Here is a 19,023-nt window from a genome sequence, read left to right on the forward strand (position 1 = left end):
AAAATGATGTTCGCAATTTTTACGTTGATGGATCACTGCCGCACAACAAGAGGTAGTGGGTCAAGAATCTACTAGTCGAGCCCCGTAAGAATGTGAGATCGAATCAAGAGAAACATTCGAATACGTCCGGGGCACCGATTGATGGAGTCATCCTATGCTAAATAGTTTCAGGTTTTATTGGAGACAAGCCCCGATACGAGTGATCTTCACTGTCCTTGTGGCGCTAGTGCTGCTTGTTGGAGCGGCATTCGCTGCCTCAACAAGGCAAGACTCGCATGGAGTCGACACTACGACAGACGTAGCGTCTATAGACTCCGGAAAAATTTTGCGTTCGTATCGCTCTGAGGATGAATGTAATACAAAGGCCAATTATTACAACGACCAAGGGTGGTACCACATGAAAGTCTATTGTTTATACAACTACGAAAAGGATAATGGCATATGGTTTCTGATGGAGCAATGACCTTGCAAGAAGAGCTAACTCAGCCTAACCCGTTACAGGAAGCGCTGCAGTATAGCCAGAAAACCATTACCGAACGCGCATTTGCACTGGAAGACGAGTGGAAACGCACGCCACCTGTGGAGGGCTTTTCCGAAGACAATTTCTATTCGCGTGCAAATCTATTACTCGTGCGCGATGCTGGAATTTCTGAGCATGATCTTTTTCTCTATATCGCAGCGGGTGGATTCCGCGCGCACAGTGATGCCTTCTGGTATTTCGTGCCTCATTTGGAAAAAGACCATCGTGTTGTAGTCGATTCTTTGCTGTGTTCACCGAGCCTAGAATCGATGCTTAATGTCCACGTCGCCGTAAGATACTTGGACAAAGAGTTTATGCTGAATTTCATCGAGGCTATGTGGAACGGCGAACACTTCGGTATGTAGAATTTTCGGCTCCACGTCGCCGCCGGGGCGAGCGGTTATTGGTTCAAGGCTATAGCCTTTCCTATTGCGTGCGTTTGTCAAGCAGGTGGACTTTTTTAATAACAGCGTTGTAAGTTTGGTGTATCGACGCAGAGGTGTTGTGCTGACCGGCGCCGGTTGGTGCAGACGAGCATCTCTAGATTTAGTCTTGATGCAGGAAGGCGAGGACATGAGTGACGACGGGCTTTTTGAGGCGGAAACAACCGGCCTCACCGGCCGTGCAAAACGTGAATTCTCGCAACCGAAGCCACTAGACAAACACGGCCCGGCCACGATTATCTCCATGTGCAACCAAAAAGGTGGCGTCGGCAAGACCACCACGACCATCAATTTGGGTGCCTGTATCGCAGAGCATGGCCGTAAAGTCCTGTTGGTTGACTTGGATCCGCAGGGTGCATTGTCTGCGGGCTTGGGCATTTCGCATGACCGTTTAGAAGACACCATCTACGACGTCATGCTGGATAACCACACCAGCATTCATTCCGCAATTTTGCATACCGATACCGCAAACCTCGATGTCGTTCCTGCGAATATTGACCTTTCTGCTGCTGAAATCCAGATGGTCAACGAAGTTGGTCGTGAGCACACTCTGGCTCGTGCGCTGCGTCCGGTAATGCGGGATTACGACTTCATCATCATCGACTGCCAGCCGTCCTTGGGCTTGCTGACGGTAAACGCGCTTGCCTGCTCACACGGTGTGATCATTCCGATGGAATGCGAATATTTCTCCTTGCGTGGGCTGGCGCTGTTGACCGATACCGTCGAAAAAGTCTCTGAGCGCATCAACTTTGACCTGGAAGTTCTGGGCATTTTGGTCACGATGTTTGACCGACGCACCAAACACGCCAGGGAAGTGATGGATCGTGTCGTCGAGGTTTTTGACGAGAAAGTCTTCGATACTGTGATTACACGCACCGTCCGCTTCCCGGAGACCTCCGTGGCTGGAGAGCCCATAACTAGCTGGGCACCAAGTTCACAAGCCACCCAGCAATATCGAACCTTGGCGCTTGAGGTTATGGAGCGCACTGCTAACGCCCAGGCATGACGCATAGTCACACTGTACAGAAAAAGCAGAAAGAGCAGAGCCAGACCGAAACCCCAGAACAACCAGAGATCACTGGTTTTCGCCTGGCCTTGGCGAATTTCGAGGGGCCCTTTGACCTGCTTCTGCAGCTCATCCATTCCAAAAAGATGGATATTACAGACATCGCTCTGCACGAGGTCACCGACGAGTTTTTGGCCTATACCCGTTTTCTTGACGCCAGCGCCGGCTTGGACGAACGCACAGAATTCCTTGTTGTTGCAGCAACCTTGCTGGACCTGAAAGCAGCACGTTTGCTCCCTCGTGGAGAAGTCGATGATGAAGAAGATCTCGCGCTGCTGGAATCGCGGGACCTTTTATTTGCGCGGTTGCTGCAATACCGCGCATACAAACAAGTTGCCGAGTTATTCGCAGATTGGCAGCGCAACGCACAGCAACGATACCCGCGGGCCGTGGCCATCGAAGAACGCTTTGCTGAGCTACTACCGCCGCTGCACTTGGGGCATAGCCCGGAATCGTTCGCAGAATTAGCCGCGGGCGTATTTCGCCCGAAACCTCCCGAGGAAGTCGGCACCGATCACGTACACCGGGTGGCTGTTTCAGTGCCCGAACAAGCAGGTGTGATGCTGAACTCGCTGAAACTGCTCGGGGCCAGTGAATGGACGACTTTCGCAACCCTGACCCGTGATTGCCCAGATACCATGCACATCGTGGGCCGATTTTTGGCGCTGTTGGAGCTGTACAAGGCGCGTGCGGTGGATACAGAACAACCCGAGGCCCTGGAAAAACTATCTGTCGCATGGACTGGCTTGGACGTGGACCCGGCCGTCGTTGGTGCGGCAAATTGGGAATAAAGCGGGAATAGCTACAGTAACTGTCAGCGATAACGGCTGTGAGCGCGAATGGGCGAAAAGGAACACGATGAGAATGGACGATAACTCGGCACAATCTACGGATCTGCCACTGATTTCGCAGCGGCGCAGCCAGCTGGAATCCATCTTGCTCGTCATCGATGCTCCGGCGAGTGCTGCTCATCTGGCTCGGGCACTCGGCGTCGAAAAGTACGAGGCCGTTGCGCTGTTGGAAGAAATTCGTGATGAATTCGACAGTCGTGGCTCGGGGATGCAGCTGCGGGAGAACGCAGAAGGCTGGCGTTTGTATACCCGCACTGCAAACGCTGCACCTGTCGAAGAATTCCTGCTTGATGGAAGCCAGACCAAACTCTCGCGTGCCGCCCTAGAAACCCTGGCAGTTATCGCATATCGGCAGCCGGTTACCAGGGCTCAAGTTTCCGCTGTCCGTGGGGTCAACGTCGATGGTGTTATGCGCACGCTGGCAATTCGCGGTATGATTCGCGAGGTTGAGGCAAGTCAGCATCCTGAGCTCACGGAGGAGACGTCCAGCACAGCCCGTTTCTATGTCACCACCGAGCTGTTTTTGGAACAATTGGGCATAGATTCTCTCGCTGCACTGCCTGATCTTGCGCCATTGCTGCCGGAACTCGACAGCATTGACGACGAATTTTAACCCGGCAGACGACTACAGCTTAAAGGACCGTGATCACCGTGACCGAAAACCACAGTAAAGCAACCGCAGAATCTATCGCGCAAGAGTTAGGCGCGGATTGGATTTTTGCCGATGAGCCGACCAACGACCGCGACCACGACCACGACAACGATGCAGACTACGAAACCGTGCGGCTACAGAAAGTATTGTCCCAGGCAGGCGTTGCCTCACGTCGACACTCGGAAATTTTGATTCGTGACGGGCGTGTGCAAGTCAACGGCAAGACCATTACGAAACAAGGCGTGAAGGTTGACCCATCGCGCGATATCATCCACGTCGACGGTGCCCGAATCAACGTGGATGAGGATAAAGCCTATTACGTGCTGAACAAGCCACGCGGCGTGCAATCGACCATGTCGGACGAGATGGGTCGGCGTTGCGTCGGCGATCTGGTCGTCGGCAAGCTTGATGCTGGCGAAAGGCTGTTCCATGTCGGACGCTTGGATGCAGACACCGAAGGTTTGCTGATTCTGACTAACGACGGCGAGTTGGCGAATCGCCTGATGCACCCGAAATACGAGGTATCCAAGACTTACCTGGCGGAAGTACTCGGTGAGGCCGGTCCGAAACTGATTTCTACACTGCGCGAAGGCGTGGAGCTCGAAGACGGCATGGCGAAAGCGGACTTCGTGCGCGTCATTGACAAGAACCAAGGTTATTCGCTGGTGCAGGTGGAACTCCACGAAGGCCGCAAGCACATCGTGCGCCGCATGCTAAAAGAAGCTGGCTACCCGGTCCAGCGCCTGGTGCGTACCAAGGTGCACACCGTGCAGCTCGGTGAACAAAAACCCGGCGTCCTGCGGGCGTTGAATTCCTCTGAGCTGACTTCGCTGTACAAAGCAGTGGGCATGTAGAAAACGCCAGCAGTTAATGCACAGTTAATACACACAGAACAGAACAGATAGAAACGATAGAAACGAATTTATGATTACGAATATGCCTGACGACGGCCTACTTGTTGCCGTCGACGGACCTTCCGGAACCGGAAAATCGTCCACCTGCCGCGCGCTCGCGAAACGACTGGACGCTAAATACCTGGATACCGGCGCGATGTATCGAGTAGCCACGCTCGCCGTGCTGCGCGCTCAGGTAGATCCGCTCGATAGCTATGCCGTCATTGAGGCGACACGAGATCTGCCGATTGAGATTAGCGATGACCCGGAATCCAGCGCGGTGCTTCTCGACGGTGAGGACGTCTCGGAACCGATCCGTGGACAAGCCGTGACGACGCATGTCTCGTCCGTCTCGGCTATTCCGGAGGTTCGGGAAAACTTGGTGCAATTGCAGCGTGAGCTCGCTTTTGCCGCCCATCGCGTGATTGTCGAAGGCCGTGATATTGGCACCGTCGTGCTGGGGGATGCGCCGACGAAGATTTTTCTCACTGCTTCTGCGGAAATCCGCGCGCAGCGTCGGCACGACCAGAACCTGGCGGCAGGCCGGGAATCGTCGTTTTCTGCGGTGCTTGCCGACGTCCAACGCCGCGATGCGGCCGATTCCGCGCGTGCTGCCTCGCCACTGCGTCCAGCTGATGATGCGGTGCTGGTTGATACCTCGGAACTGTCGCTGGAGGAGGTCCAACAGCGGATTATTGATATTATCCAGGGACTAGACTTGACAGATTCCGGTGATCCGGAGGACCCGAATGACTTTGCGACGCAATACCGCGAATACACCGGTGTGGATTTTGACGATGCGGAATTTTCCGAAGCCGTGTCCGATGCGCAGGAAACCAGCGCTTCGAGTGCTGCCGGCGAGCCGGACTGGGGCGCATTGGAAGAAGAATTCCTGTCTGCGCTAGGCGGCACCCAAGTAGAAGAAGCCCTGTGTACCGTAGCGATCGTGGGGCGACCCAACGTCGGCAAGTCTTCGCTGACGAACCGCTTCTTGGGCCGTCGTGAAGCGGTTGTGGAAGACGTGCCAGGTGTCACCCGCGACCGAAACTCGTACTTAGCCGAGTGGGCAAACCAGCGTTTTTGGGTACAAGATACTGGCGGTTGGGATTCCAACGTGAAAGGCCTCAACGCGCATATCGCACGCCAGGCCGAAGTCGCGATGGACACCGCAGACGTCATCATTTTTGTTGTCGATACTCGCGTCGGTGCCACCGAGACCGATGTGATGATGGCGCGCAAGCTGCAGCGCTCGAAAGTGCCGGTGCTGCTGGTGGCTAATAAATTTGACTCGCCGCAGCAATACGCTGATCTCTCGCTGTTCTACAGCCTAGGTTTGGGCGATCCTTGGCCTGTCTCGGCCCTGCACGGCAACGGTTCCGCTGACGTTCTTGATGAGATGCTCAAACTGTTCCCAGAAACCCCACGCCAGACCTCAATTACCTCAGGTCCACGTAAAGTTGCTTTGGTGGGAAAGCCGAACGTCGGCAAGTCCTCATTGCTCAACAAGTTTGCGAACGAAGAGCGCTCCGTGGTCGATAACGTTGCCGGCACCACAGTGGACCCGGTGGACTCCCTCGTGCAGCTCGACGAGCAAATGTGGCGTTTTATCGACACCGCAGGTCTGCGTAAAAAGGTGAAAAATGCGCAAGGCCATGAGTACTACGCGTCCCTGCGTACCCGCGGAGTGATCGATGCCGCGGAAGTATGCGTGCTGTTGGTTGACGCTTCCGAACCAATCAGTGAGCAAGACCAGCGCGTGCTGGCGATGATCCTAGAATCCGGAAAAGCACTGGTACTTGCGCTGAACAAGTGGGACCTGATGGAAGAAGAACGCCGCTTCCTACTGGAGCGCGAGCTCGACGAGCAACTGCGGCACATTCCATGGGCCACGCGAGTGAATATCTCCGCCAAGACCGGCCGCGCGTTAAATAGGCTAGAACCAGCGATGATCGCAGCGCTGGAAAGCTGGGATAAGCGCGTGACTACCGGCCAGTTGAACAACTGGATCCGCGAAGCCATCGCAGCGAACCCGCCGCCGATGAAAAACAACCGCTTGCCCAAGGTGCTGTTTGCCACTCAGGCTGGCACGCAACCACCGACAATCGTGCTGTTTACTACCGGATTCTTGGATGCCGGTTACCGGCGCTATCTAGAGCGGAAATTCCGCGAGCGCTTCGGATTCCACGGCACACCAGTGCGCATCGCCGTTCGCGTGCGTGAGCGTAAAACGAAGCGGAAGTAACGAGCCCACTTTCAGAGGTTGCGTTCGTAGGTTTAGGAGCGCTCGTAGACAAAGGCGTCGGTGCGATACGGCAGCGTGATGGTATCTGTACGTGATTTTTCCCAAAAATCCAGCAGGTACCAATTCAGGTTTCCGGTCAGCCGGTTACGCATACGTTGGTTAGCGCGCTGCCAATAACTGCGCGAATGCATCAGCTCGTGCACGCCGTCGACGGTAAGTTTTTGCACCATCGTGGTCCGCAGCGTATCGGCAAGCTGCCAGGGCGCACCCACAGTAGGGAAGAAACCAGCTGGCTGGATATCCCCGGAATGCATAATCCGGGCCAATCGTAAGATTTCTGGTCGCGAGACATCCAAAGTATTCCACACCAATAACAGCCTGCCACCCGGCGCGAGTACGCGATCAGCTTCTCTGCTGGCAGCAGCGATATCGAACCAATGCCAGGCTTGTGCGTAGCTGAGACAATCCACGGATTGATCGGCCAACCCCGTCGCTTCTGCACTGGCTTGCCACGTCGGCACGCCTAATTTTTGGTGCAGAAATTGGGCCATGCCTGCCGACGGATCAAAGGCGTAAACTTGGTGGCCAGCAGCAGCCAGCACAGCGCTGAGCTGGCCGGTTCCCGCACCGCCGTCGGCCACTGTGGCCGGTGCGTGCTCGCGCGTCACTAAGCTGGCGATGTCAGTCGGGTATCCAGGCCGGATTGCATCGTAGTCAGCAGCAGAAAACGCTGCACCAGCTTCCCGTCGCAGTTGCGGGTTCGCAAACGAGGGGCTGGTTTTGGCAGATGCCTTGAAAAACACAGGAGAAGTCATCGGTACACAAAGTAATACACACCATGACGGTGTGCAGCAGCCAGCGCCCGTAGAGGTCACCCCGGCCGCCGAATTGCCGGGCAGTCTCGAGCCGCCGCTGGCCCAACCTGATGATCGTTTCTGGTTGCTGAAGACTATCTTTTTGTATCACCGGCTGACGGTTCCTGCTGCTGTGACGACGGTGATTATGTTTCTCTGTACTGGGCTTACCCCAGTCATTGTTGGCTATGCGATTGATGATGCCATTGCCAGTGGCGATTTTTCTGCGCTGGTTCGCTGGCTGATAATCATGGCAGTGGTCTTCGTGGTGCATGCCACTTGCGGATGGTTTGGTCGGAAATATTTAATGCTGGCGACGCTACGTACCGGGCATTCTTTGCGCATGGCGGTGACGGATCGTATTTCGCATCCTCGTGGGCTCGGCGGTCAGCGCCGGACTGCGGGGGAATTGCTCTCGATTGCTTCGAGCGATACGCAGCGGATTGCTGATGCTGTCATGATGGCGGTGTTTCCGTTCGCTGAGTTTGCCTCCATTCTTTACGTCGGCGTGATGGTCACCATGATTAACGTGCCGCTTGGTATCGCTGTGTTAGTCGGTGGCCCCGTGATGGTATGGATTTCCCTGTCAGCCTCGGGGCCGCTGCGGCGTCGTTCCGGCAAACGCCAGTACTGGCTTGCGGAGGCCGCCGCGACGGCGACAGATGTGGTGCATGGTTTGCGCATCCTGAAAGGCATCGGCGCGGTCGATACTGTGTATGAGCGCTATCAGAAAGTTTCTGACGACGCCTATGGCGCGACCGTGCGTGCGCATGGTGCCCGCTCCGTATTGGACGCCATCACAGAAACTGTGGGGTCGGTTTACATCATCATTGTCGGCATCGCAGCCGGCGGCTTGGCGCTCGCCGATACCATCAGCGTTGGTGAACTCATCACCGTCATTGGGCTTACACAATTCATCATCACTCCCATGACAATGCTGGGGAAAAATATTTCTTCGAAGTGGGCGACTGCGCAAGGTTCTGCCGATCGGATTCGTTCGGTGCTTGCCGCACCGTATGCGTTGCCGGAGGCTGATTCCGTGGTCAACTGGGAGGTGTTTCCGGAACACGCCCGCCCGGAGCCGGGGCAGCTGACGGTGATTGCCGATGACATTCCCGAGGGCCTGGAGTTACTACCGCGTGAGCGCGTGCTCGTCGCCCCGCATGATGCGCAATTGTTTAGCGGCACCATTGCGGACAATATTGTGCATGAGCACACTGACTCCGAGATCGTTGACGCAGCACTTACCGCCGCAGCAGCCGATGATATTCCCGGTGGTGCCAGCCGTCGCGTTGGTGAGGCGGATGGCGATCTTTCCGGAGGACAACGCCAACGCGTGGCACTGGCGCGCGCATTGGCGCGCGACGCGGAGGTGCTTGTATTGGATAACCCCACGACAGCGGTGGATTCGGTGACAGAACACACCATCGCTCGTCGCGTCGCCGATGCCCGGCGCGGGAAGACGACGGTGGTATATAGTTCTTCGCCAGCCTGGCGCGAGGTGGCCGATCACGTGAAGGCAGGTGCATCACAGCGATGAGTTCAGCGAGCGAGTCAAATGTTTCTGCGTCTTTATCCGCATCGCCATCCGGGCAGTCTTCTCCAGCCTCCGCAACGCGGCCGAACCCCGCAGCGCTTCCCACCGCAGCGTTTCCTACCGCATCGTTTGCAACGGTGCGCCGCGTCGTCACCCAACAAATCCGGCGCATCCCGGGTGCGCGCCGCCAATTCTGGTGGGCAATCTTCTTACTCAGCACTGGCGCGTTGGCCAACGTGTTGGTCCCACGGCAACTGGGCAAGATCGTCGATGAGGTGGTGGCTGATGACGGCAGTATTACGGTGATTGCGATCTGGTTGGTGGCGCTTGCGCTGGCATCTGCTGTGCTTTCGGCAGGTGGCTTGTATGTCATTGGAAAACTGATTGAGCGGGTCATTTCCAATTTGCGCGAGACCATGGTGGGCACTGCGCTACGCCTGCCAGCCCACGAGGTGGAAGAAGCCGGGTCGGGTGATTTGGTCTCGCGGGCAACAGACGATGTCGCCGAGCTTTCTGCTGCCGTGACTGAGACCGTGCCGGTGTTGTCGAAATCGGTGTTCATGGTGGTGGCCACCGCGATTGCGTTGCTGGCCATCGATTGGCAATTCATTGCTGTTATCGCCATCGTGGTCCCGATTTATTGGTTGTCCGTGCGGCATTACCTGCGGGTAGCGCCGCCTCGTTATATCGCCCAGCGCGAGGCCATGGCGCAGCGTGCCCGGCGCGTTTTGGAGACCATCCACGGTGGATCGACGGTGCGTGCCTATGGCTGGGAGCGTGCGATGCATAACCGGGTGCAGGAATCCTCGCTGGATGTGGTTAGTTATGGTTTTGCTGCTCGGCGCACGATGATGACGCTTGGTTTGTGGGTCTGGCTCGCGGAGTTTTTGCTGCTTTTCGTTGGCTTGCTGGTCGGCTTTTTCGTTGTCGATAACGGATATTTGACCGTCGGCGCGGTCACTGCGGCTCTGTTGATGCTGATTCGTTTGCGTGGCCCGATCATGGCGTTGATGCGCGTGCTGGATACGTTGCAGGCTGGCTATGCCTCGTTGAGCCGGATCGCCGGGGTGATCGCGCGGCCACCACAGCCGGTTCCTGATTCAGGTGCTGGGCAACCGCGGGGCGAGCTCGTCGTCAAGAATGTCAGTTTTGCTTATTCCTCGGATTCGCCTGGCGCTGTCGATGGCGTCAGTCTGGAGGTTCCAGCAGGTTCCACGGTGGCGATTGTTGGTGCATCTGGGGCAGGTAAAACGACCTTGGCGGCGTTGGCGGCGGGTTTGCGGGTTCCGGATTCCGGCGAGATTCTTGTCGACGCCACCGAGGTCGCACGGCTTTCTGATCGCGAACGTGCGGGACGTTTGGCGATGATCTCACAGGATGTGTACGTGTTTTCTGGCACCTTGCGAGACGACCTTACCTTGGCGCGCCCGGACGCCAGCGACGAAGAACTGCTGGCTGCGTTGCGCACCGTCCAGGCGGATTGGATGGATTCGCTTGCCGACGGCTTGGATACGGTGGTGGGCGCTCGTGGTCAGCAATTGGACCCGGTGCAAGCCCAGCAATTGGCGTTGGCGCGGGTGTTGTTGGCAGATCCTGCCTTGGTGATCATGGATGAGGCCACTGCAGAAGCTGGTTCGGTCGGTGCAGAGCAGTTGGAAGCTGGTGCTGCTGCGGTTACGGCTGGCCGTACTGCGGTGATTGTGGCGCACAGGTTGGATCAGGCTGTCTCCGCGGAGCAAGTGGTGGTGATGGACCAGGGGCGGGTCATTGAGCAGGGCACCCACGCTGAGTTGGTGGCTCGGGATGGTCGCTATACTGAGCTGTGGAACGCATGGAGTTCAGGTCGCTAAGGCACCATTTAGTTTAGGTGGTAAAATTATCTACGGTCGAAGTTCGAAGGTCGAAGTGGGTGACATTGATACGGGTTGGGCAGCTCATGGGGTATTTCAGGCAACGTGGCAACAGGCCGCAGGATAGGCCGGACAGCGGCACTACGGCCACCCCTCGTATCCGGGCAACCCAGGCAACCGGGGTGTTGTGCGCACTCGCGGTGTGTCTCGGCAGCTGCAGCGTCGTAGATAACCGCGCCGCAGACGATGGGTATGATCCTCAAGCCTCGGAGTATGCCCAGGCATTAGACCGTGAGATGTCTGCTTTCCCACACCCAACCGGAGCGCCTGTGGAAGGGGCATTCCCCGGAGAAACCACGCGCATTAATCTGCCGAGTGGTCGTAGCTACCTCGTGCATTTACCTGCCGATTACGACCCAGCCGAACAGTGGCCGCTGATTCTGACTTTCCACGGGTGGGGACAAGACGCCGAGATCATGGCGCGCTCTACACACTTTGATGCTGCACGGGCTATTTCCATTTACCCGGATGGTGCTCCCAGCAAGCCCCCGCACGAGGGCTCGAAAGCGTGGGCACCGGCTCCGTATGCTGCGGCAAGTGGGCATGACGACCTGGAATTTATCGATGAAATCATCAATTCAGCACGCCGCACGTGGTCGATTGCTGATGATCAACTATTTGCCGTGGGTTTTTCGAACGGCGGTGGATTCGCGCAATATTTGGCATGCCAGCGACCAGAACAATTTCACGCAATTGCCACAGTCTCAGCAGCGTATTACACCGCAGTGGTAGAAAACTGTGCGCCAGGTACCGTCGGCCATCTGGATATTCACGGTACAGCGGACCAAATCGTCAGTTATGACGGTGGAACCCGACACAACACTAAATTTCTCTCTGTGCCAGAGATCATGGACGTTGCCGCACGCAGAAACCACTGCGACGACAATGCAGAAGCACAGGAACTTGTCGGCGATGCACAGCGCACCAGTTTCACCCACTGTGCTGCGCCTGTTGATCACATTCGTATCGACGGTGGTAAGCACTGGTGGCCTGGCTATAGCGGCAATCGCAATGATGCGATGCCGGAGAATTTTGCGACAGATAAGATTTTGGATTTCTTCCGCATTCCCGGGCGCCCCTAAGCAGTAGACTGGGGAGCTGTCATTTCACGACCGAAAGGATGTTGAGCGAGCGTGGGAAAATTCGACTGGTTCTGGAACGCCATGGGAGCCAAATCGGCGAAGCATGAAAAGCAATCGCGCAAAATCGTCGACCAAGCTCAGCGCCAGGCCGCGGATTTTGCCTCGCTGAGTGATGCCGAACTTCGGGAACGCGCCAGCGCAGCGATCACCTCAGGTGCCGAGATCACCGATAAATCGACGTTTTTGGCCGCGCTGGCAACGGCCAGTTCTCGCAAGCTTGGGCTAGCTCCATTTGATGTTCAGGCGCAGGCTGTACTCAGGCTTATCAGCGGCGACGTGATCCACATGGCTACTGGTGAAGGCAAAACTCTCGTGGGGGCCATGGCAGCTACCGGCTTAGCGTTGAGTGGAAAACGCGTGCACGTCGTCACGGTCAACGATTACCTGGCGCGCCGTGATGCCGATTGGATGCGCCCGCTCGTAGAAAGTTTCGGCCTGCAGGTGGCTGCGGTCACCGAATCCATGGATACTCAGCAACGTCGGCAGGCATACGAGGCCGACGTGGTGTATGCGCCGGTGAAAGAGCTGGGATTTGATGTGCTGCGGGATAATCAGATTACTGAGCGGGCCCAGGCCGTATTCCGGCAAGCAGAGGTTGCGTTGGTCGACGAAGCTGATTCGGTGCTTGTCGACGAAGCCTTGGTGCCGCTGGTACTGGCAGGTTCCCGACCAGATCAGGCTGCCGACGCTCGAGTGACCTCCGTGGTCGCGACGTTGCGAGAAGAGCGCCACTACACGATTGATTCTGATGGGCGCAACGTCTTTCTCACTGACGATGGCGCTGCGTCGGTGGAAAAACAATTAGGAATCGATTCTCTCTATAGCGACGAGCATATTGGCACCACCTTGGTTCGGGTTAACTTGGCGCTGCATGCCAAAGCGTTGTTGATTCGCGATATCCACTATGTCATCGTCGATGGCGAACTGAAGTTAATTGATACGTCGAAAGGCCGCATCGCGGATTTGCAGCGCTGGCCTGATGGCTTGCAGGCGGCAGTAGAAGAAAAAGAAGGCCTGAAAGTTACCGAGGGTGGGCGCATCCTGGACACACTGACCATCCAAGAATTGATGCGTCGTTATCCTCAGCTGTGCGGCATGACTGGTACCGCGGTGGAAGCTACCGATCAACTGCGCGAGTTCTATGGCCTGTACGTCTCTGAGATTGCACCGAATAAACCGGTACAGCGTTTCGACGAAGCCGACCGCGTCTACGCCACGATTACGGAGAAAAACCACGCCTTGGTTGAGGAAATCGTGTTACTGCATACACAGGGCCAGCCAGTTTTGATTGGTACCCAGGATGTTGCCGAATCGGAACAGTTGGCAGAGACTCTCGCTAGCCGTGGGATTAGCGCGCAGGTGTTAAACGCGAAAAACGATGCGGAAGAAGCTGCTATCGTCGCCGAAGCTGGATTGCCCGGCCGAGTGACGGTTTCGACTCAAATGGCTGGCCGTGGTACCGACATCAAATTGGGTGGCACCGATGGCGCGCACTATGAGGACGTTAAAGAAGCTGGCGGCTTAGCAGTGTTGGGAACCACGCGGCACCGAAGTTCCCGTCTGGACAATCAGCTGCGCGGACGGGCCGGGCGCCAAGGTGATCCCGGTTTGAGCCTGTTTTTTGTGTCCTTGGAAGATGACGTGGTGGTCTCCGGCGGGGCAGGAGAATCAGTGGAGGCGCAACCTGATGAGCACGGGCGGATTGATTCCGGACGCATCGTCGATTTCATTGCGCATTGCCAGCGGGTGACCGAAGCGCAGCTGCTAGAAATCCATAGCCAGACGTGGAAGTACAACAAGTTGCTGGCAGATCAGCGAGAGATTATCGATGAGCGGCGCGCAAGCTTGCTTGACACAGACAAAGCGTGGGCGGAGTTATCCGAGTATGAACCGCAGCGCGCCGACGAGTTGCATGCAGCAGGATTTTCTGAAGATATTTTGGTGGCAGCGAGCCGGGAAATCATGCTTTACCACCTGGATTTGGCGTGGGCTGATCACCTCGAGCACATGGACGATGTTCGGGAATCGATTCACCTGCGTGCTATTGCCCGGGAAACTCCGATCGATGAATATCACCGGATTGCCGTGCGGGAGTTTAAAGAAATCGTGCGCCGTGGGGTAGAAGCTGCCCGGAAGAGTTTCCGAGAGGTCACTATTGATGCTTCTGGTGCTCATCTTGCCGACGAGGGCCTGGCGCGACCATCTGCAACGTGGACATATATGGTTTCCGATAATCCGCTGGCTGGTTCGGGGAATTCTGCCCTGTCAGGTATCGGTAATCTGTTCCGTTAATCGTGAGTAATTACATTCATGGGATTTACCGTGTTTTTCGGGGCACAGAAAATAACTATGGCTCTCGCGGCAGGCGTTTAGGCGCTATGATGGATTACTAACGACAATATTTCCGACAATGCGGAGGATAGATCATGAGCGAAAACACCGGTACGCCGGAGCAACAAGCGGAGACTACCTCGGTCTTCCGTGCGGATCTCATTAAAGAAATGGAATCCGGCGCTGGTGCAACCACCGCAGCCGAAAGCACGGAAAATCTCGCAGAGGGCGTAGCGCTGTTAGTGGTTAAGCGTGGCCCGAACGCCGGCGCGCGTTTCTTGTTGGATCAAGAAACCACCACCGCAGGTCGGCACCCAGAGGCTGATATTTTCTTGGACGATGTCACCGTGTCCCGTCGTCACGCAGAATTCCGCGTGAATAATGGTGAATTCGAAGTTGTGGACGTCGGATCGCTCAACGGCACTTATGTCAACCGGGAACCACGCAATGCGCAGGTGCTTTCCGTTGGCGATGAGATCCAAATTGGTAAGTTCCGGTTGGTCTTTTTGGCTGATACCAAGAAATAATAGGTAGTTGTGAGTCCAGCATCTCAAGCAGCATCCCAGTCGGCGTCACAAGCAAGTAGCGCGAGCAAGACCCGCAAGGCGAAGTCCATTGGCGTGGTCTTGGAATCTTTGCGCGCCGAATTCCCGGATATCACGGTCTCGAAGATCCGCTTTTTGGAATCCGAGGGCTTGATTTCGCCGCAGAGGACCAAATCTGGGTACCGACGGTTTACTGAGGAAGATATCGCGCGCTTGCGGTATATCCTGGTCACCCAACGGGATCATTATTTACCGTTGAAGGTAATCCGCGAGCAACTAGAGGCGATGGATTCCGGTCAGGTTACCGCATTGCTGGGGGCTAATACCGCCCAGCAGTTGGTGTCCGCGGATTCCTTCCGCGCCAGTGGGCCGCGCAGCTTTACTGACACAGATATTGCTCACCAGGCCGGTGTGGAATTGCAATTCGTGACTGAGCTGGTTGGTGCGGGGCTGATCCGCCCGGATGTTGCTGGATTTTTCGCTGCAGATGATATCAGTGTGGTGACAACCGCCCATTCCTTGCAGCAGCTCGGATTCGATATTCGCTTGCTGAAATCCTTGCGTAACGGTGCGCGTCGCCAAGCTGATCTGATTACCCAAGTAGCAGGCCCTTTAGCGCACGGAAAATCAGACAACGCGCAGCAGCAGGCTGAGGAATTATCTCAACAAATTTCTGCACTGGTGGTCTCGCTGCACACCAGTCTGTTGAAAAACACGTTGCGCGACGAGTTTGACGCTTAATCATCAGCCACGCCTTGCAGTACCGGTACCGCACACGCGGTGCCGGTCTTTGTGCGTTTATCGCGCACGCTGGGTATCCGTTGGGTATCACCGCAGCGGGTGAGGGAAGTGCTAATAATCATCGTACGTGGCTGTTGTGGTTACTGGTGTGTGGCTAGTGTGAATATCTGGGGTATGAGAGATAGAAAAACCCTAAAGTCTTAAGTGAGACTTTAGGGCGTGTCGCACCGATTCTTCTTGACGGACCAATAGGATTGACCTTAAATAACTTTCAGGATTCCAAACTTCCATCGGAGTAATTACGTGACTATCAACTCATCTCGTTCCCACCGCACCGAGTATTCGGACGCACCGTACGTCCAGGAGTCCCTGTTTGACCTCGGCCCCGATGAGCAACTTGGCTACCGTGTGCCAATCGCATGCCAGGTCGCTGGTATCACCTACCGGCAGCTTGACTACTGGGCGCGTACCAACTTGGTCAAGCCATCGATCCGCAACGCCCGTGGTTCCGGTTCGCAGCGTCTGTATTCTTTCAAAGACGTGCTTGTGTTGAAGATCGTCAAACGGCTGCTGGATACCGGGATTTCCCTGCAGAATATCCGCTTGGCCGTGGACTCTTTGCGGGAACGTGGCATCAATGACATCGCAGAAATCACGTTGGTTTCCGATGGCATGAGCGTGTACGAATGCCACAGTAATGAACAAGTCATTGACCTGCTTTCTGGTGGCCAGGGCGTTTTTGGCGTTGCGATTCCAGGAATCATGAAAGAACTCAGCGGAACCATCAGTTCGTTCCCGGCAGAGCGCGTCGATCCAGAACTCAACAAGTCTGAGACTGTCGCCGGTATCGATGAGCTGGCAGCCCGCCGCGAACGCAAATCCAATTCAGCTTAAGGCCCACTAATTAAGGCCCATGAGGGCCTTTATAGCCCGACTACCCGCCGTAGCGAATCCTCGAGTTCTGCGGCGGTTTTTATTATCTGCATGTGCTGCGCGACCTCACGCAAAGCCGCATCAGGCTCATCCGCTCCAATGAACAACACAGCCAGTTCTACGCCAGTGCCAGCCGCGTCACGGAATTGCTGTGCAAACTCCGGGTAACTATCCGCAGTACCGGAGGTAATCAACACGATGCGGGCAGGCTTGCTACCAGACTGCTCACTTGCGGAATACTCCCGCACGGCATGCGCGGCGGCAAGCAGAGCTTCATTAGTTTGTGGCACACCACCGGTGCCTAATAGCTGCACAGAATGTGCAGTTTCTACGCCATCGGAAAATCCAATATTACGGCGAAAGCCCTGCTGCACACCAGGGTTCAATGGTGACGAATAATTCCACAACGCCACCGAATGTCCAGCTGCGCTAATATCCGGTGCGCTGGCAGCAATAGCATCCGCGGCTGCGCGGTAGCGGCTAGGGCCGTGAGGCCCTTGGTCAGTATCAGCAAAACCAGCAGCCATGGCATCTGACGTATCCAGCAAGAATAGGGTATCGGTGCTTGCCAATAATTGCTCGTCAGTATCGGGGTGAGTGCCAGCGGTTCCCGCGGCGCTGAAATCACGCGTGGTGCGTGCCAAATAGGCATCCCAGACTGCGGTCGCATCCAGCCGAGCGGTATCCGTTTCGGCTTCTACCTGCCCTTCGGCCTCTGGGCTCGATTCAAAACCGTGGTATTGCTCTGCCAAATCATCCACAAAGACTTGAGCCGCGCGGGTTTGTTCTTCGTCAATGTCATCGGATTGGTTCAGTACCACCGCTGCGTATTCCACGTATGCGCCCTCGAGGGCACGGAAAGCTCCTGCACCCTGCGCACTCATGGCCTGGACTGCAGCAGCGGGCCCGTCGGCGTCGGCAAGCACCGTATCTTCATCACGGAGAAGAAGCTCCGCCCCAGCTTCCGGATCGTCGGTAAGCGCTGTCGCGACCACCGCAGACGCCGCTGAATCACCGGGGTAGGCGACGGCGTCGGCAGGCAAGTCAATACTTACCTCAGCATCGGTGGCAGCATTCGGATCATAAATTCCAGCAGCCTGACCTGCGACTTTTGGGGCCTTGCCGGTAGCTGCGGGCTTGCGGTCTGCGGCGGTAATGGCGTGATGCAGCCGCGGTGAATCAGCGTCAATATAGACCGCGGCCTGCGCGATGTCGTCAGCAACCACGGCTTGGACACAATGATCACGAACCACCGGATTACTTGCATTCCATGAGGCCAACAGCGACTCCGTGAGCGTTGCATCACCGCTGGCGACCGGCAGCTGCAGATCACCCTCAATGCATTCCTGCCCGTTATCGCCCGAAGCAGTGGAATTGGTGTCCTCGGAACCGCTCCTGAGCACCAACCACGCAAGCAACGCGATAATCGCAACCAAAACCGCGATGACGGTGGCGATGAATCCGCCGGAAAACTGTGTCTTTTGCTCAGGTGTGTAGTGACGCCCCATAGCCACCTAGTCTAGCCCGCTGCGCATTATCGACAATGTTTATGAGCTTGTGTCGGATTGGCTCTGCACGGGCGGCAAGTTCGCGTTGGCGTGCGACATATTCATTTTTCCCGGCGGTGGTTTCTATAGCGACCACTCCCAGACCCCAGGCGCGGCAATCATAGGGTGAGGCCTCCATATCCAATTCCCGTGCTGCAATTGCCAGGTCAAAGCATTCGTGTAAGAGTTCACCGGGCACTAACGGCCCAAGTTTCCACGCCCATTTGTACAGATCCATGGTCACATGCACGCAACCGCCCTGATCACATTCTGGCTGATCTTCTCGGCCCAGCACCGTGATATTCAGCGGACGAGCCGGGGGAGTGAAAAACCGGAACGCATCATAGTGTGTACAGCGCAGATCGTGCTTGTCGACGAGGTCGTTCGTGCCTTCCGCGCCAAGCCGCAGCGGTAAATCATGGCGTGGGTTTTTCGTGCGATAAACCATCGCCCATTCGTGCAGACCAAAACAATCAAAACGAGCCGGTCGGGCAGCGGTTCGCGTTAAAAGGTCTCCTATATAGTCGATCGCACAACCGCGGCGCTGCCAGAACGCTTCCAGGTCCAGCTCGACTCCGCGTTCGCTTCGGCGGTAATCCCGCCAGTCTGCGTGCGGCGGGTTGCCTTCTAACACAGTGCCAAACCCCGGGTGCCACGTCCTCAAATGCGTTGGGCGGACCGGATAATACTCAAACAAGAAATCATAAATCGGGTGCTTTTCCCAGGATTACGGTAGCGTGCTAACCGGTCTTCGGCGCGCTGGCGATGCTTGGCGGCGTGGCTAGTCCATTCTTGTTCGGTATAAATCATGGTGCT

At 56.2% G+C, this 19,023-nt stretch carries 16 protein-coding genes and 1 pseudogene; 13 read left to right on the plus strand and 4 right to left on the minus strand.

What is annotated here, in order from left to right:
- The first annotated feature begins 441 nt into the window (after positions 1 to 441).
- The 6 genes from B142_RS0100085 (at position 442) to der (ending at position 6,667) form a co-directional block, all read left to right on the plus strand.
- Complete coding sequence (locus B142_RS0100085) at positions 442 to 885, plus strand: hypothetical protein (protein ID WP_144736379.1); 444 nt, start codon at positions 442 to 444, stop codon at positions 883 to 885.
- A 208-nt stretch (positions 886 to 1,093) separates the two neighbouring features.
- Positions 1,094 to 1,969: a ParA family protein gene (locus B142_RS0100090; protein ID WP_018119497.1), complete on the plus strand. Its 876-nt coding sequence runs from the start codon at positions 1,094 to 1,096 to the stop codon at positions 1,967 to 1,969.
- Positions 1,966 to 2,820, plus strand: a complete 855-nt coding sequence (locus B142_RS0100095; protein WP_018119498.1) for a segregation and condensation protein A — start codon at positions 1,966 to 1,968, stop codon at positions 2,818 to 2,820. The genes B142_RS0100090 and B142_RS0100095 overlap by 4 nt, the downstream gene beginning before the upstream one ends.
- Positions 2,821 to 2,893: 73 nt before the next feature.
- Entirely contained in the window at positions 2,894 to 3,493 is a 600-nt protein-coding gene (scpB, locus tag B142_RS0100100) for an SMC-Scp complex subunit ScpB (RefSeq protein ID WP_018119499.1), read from the plus strand.
- 29 nt (positions 3,494 to 3,522) lie between these two features.
- The gene (locus tag B142_RS0100105; RefSeq protein WP_018119500.1) at positions 3,523 to 4,386 is read left to right on the plus strand and encodes a pseudouridine synthase; all 864 of its coding nucleotides are present in this window, start codon (positions 3,523 to 3,525) and stop codon (positions 4,384 to 4,386) included.
- 70 nt (positions 4,387 to 4,456) lie between these two features.
- Positions 4,457 to 6,667, plus strand: coding sequence for a bifunctional cytidylate kinase/GTPase Der (der, locus tag B142_RS0100110; protein ID WP_018119501.1), 2,211 nt, complete (start codon positions 4,457 to 4,459; stop codon positions 6,665 to 6,667).
- Positions 6,668 to 6,699: 32 nt separating this feature from the next.
- On the opposite strand, the gene B142_RS0100115 is transcribed toward der, so the two are convergent.
- On the minus strand, positions 6,700 to 7,482 hold the full coding sequence (locus B142_RS0100115) for a class I SAM-dependent methyltransferase (protein ID WP_026167684.1): 783 nt from the start codon (positions 7,480 to 7,482) through the stop codon (positions 6,700 to 6,702).
- On the opposite strand from B142_RS0100115, the gene B142_RS0100120 reads away from it, so the two are divergent.
- The 6 genes from B142_RS0100120 (at position 7,460) to ftsR (ending at position 15,727) form a co-directional block, all read left to right on the plus strand.
- On the plus strand, positions 7,460 to 9,061 hold the full coding sequence (locus tag B142_RS0100120; RefSeq protein ID WP_328706744.1) for an ABC transporter ATP-binding protein: 1,602 nt from the start codon (positions 7,460 to 7,462) through the stop codon (positions 9,059 to 9,061). The two genes, B142_RS0100115 and B142_RS0100120, sit on opposite strands and share 23 nt — an antisense overlap.
- The gene (locus B142_RS0100125; RefSeq protein WP_018119504.1) at positions 9,058 to 10,908 is read left to right on the plus strand and encodes an ABC transporter ATP-binding protein; all 1,851 of its coding nucleotides are present in this window, start codon (positions 9,058 to 9,060) and stop codon (positions 10,906 to 10,908) included. The genes B142_RS0100120 and B142_RS0100125 overlap by 4 nt, the downstream gene beginning before the upstream one ends.
- A 59-nt stretch (positions 10,909 to 10,967) precedes the next feature.
- A complete protein-coding gene (locus B142_RS0100130; protein ID WP_236658168.1) occupies positions 10,968 to 12,050 on the plus strand; it encodes a CE1 family esterase in 1,083 nt (360 codons plus the stop codon).
- 51 nt (positions 12,051 to 12,101) lie between these two features.
- Positions 12,102 to 14,402 (plus strand): accessory Sec system translocase SecA2, encoded by a 2,301-nt coding sequence (gene secA2, locus B142_RS0100135; protein ID WP_018119506.1) that lies wholly within the window; start codon positions 12,102 to 12,104, stop codon positions 14,400 to 14,402.
- Between the two features lie 134 nt (positions 14,403 to 14,536).
- Positions 14,537 to 14,968 carry an oxoglutarate dehydrogenase inhibitor Odhl gene (gene odhI, locus B142_RS0100140; RefSeq protein WP_018119507.1) on the plus strand — a complete coding sequence of 144 codons (432 nt, stop codon included), beginning with the start codon at positions 14,537 to 14,539 and terminating at the stop codon, positions 14,966 to 14,968.
- Positions 14,969 to 14,977: 9 nt separating this feature from the next.
- Positions 14,978 to 15,727, plus strand: a complete 750-nt coding sequence (ftsR, locus tag B142_RS0100145) for a transcriptional regulator FtsR (RefSeq protein WP_026167687.1) — start codon at positions 14,978 to 14,980, stop codon at positions 15,725 to 15,727.
- Here the strand turns inward: ftsR and B142_RS14145 are convergent.
- Positions 15,724 to 15,849: a hypothetical protein gene (locus B142_RS14145; RefSeq protein ID WP_268908753.1), complete on the minus strand. Its 126-nt coding sequence runs from the start codon at positions 15,847 to 15,849 to the stop codon at positions 15,724 to 15,726. The two genes, ftsR and B142_RS14145, sit on opposite strands and share 4 nt — an antisense overlap.
- Positions 15,850 to 16,030: 181 nt before the next feature.
- Between B142_RS14145 and B142_RS0100150 the strand changes: the two genes are divergently transcribed.
- Positions 16,031 to 16,621, plus strand: a complete 591-nt coding sequence (locus B142_RS0100150; protein WP_018119509.1) for a MerR family transcriptional regulator — start codon at positions 16,031 to 16,033, stop codon at positions 16,619 to 16,621.
- A gap of 29 nt (positions 16,622 to 16,650) precedes the next feature.
- Here B142_RS0100150 and B142_RS0100155 read toward each other — a convergent pair whose 3' ends face one another.
- A complete protein-coding gene (locus tag B142_RS0100155; protein WP_018119510.1) occupies positions 16,651 to 18,168 on the minus strand; it encodes a vWA domain-containing protein in 1,518 nt (505 codons plus the stop codon).
- A pseudogene (locus B142_RS11390) lies at positions 18,146 to 19,017 on the minus strand (hypothetical protein). Before B142_RS11390 ends, B142_RS0100155 begins: the two are co-directional and overlap by 23 nt.
- Positions 19,018 to 19,023 lie beyond the last annotated feature (6 nt).

Source organism: Corynebacterium propinquum DSM 44285, from assembly GCF_000375525.1.
GTDB lineage: Bacteria > Actinomycetota > Actinomycetes > Mycobacteriales > Mycobacteriaceae > Corynebacterium > Corynebacterium propinquum.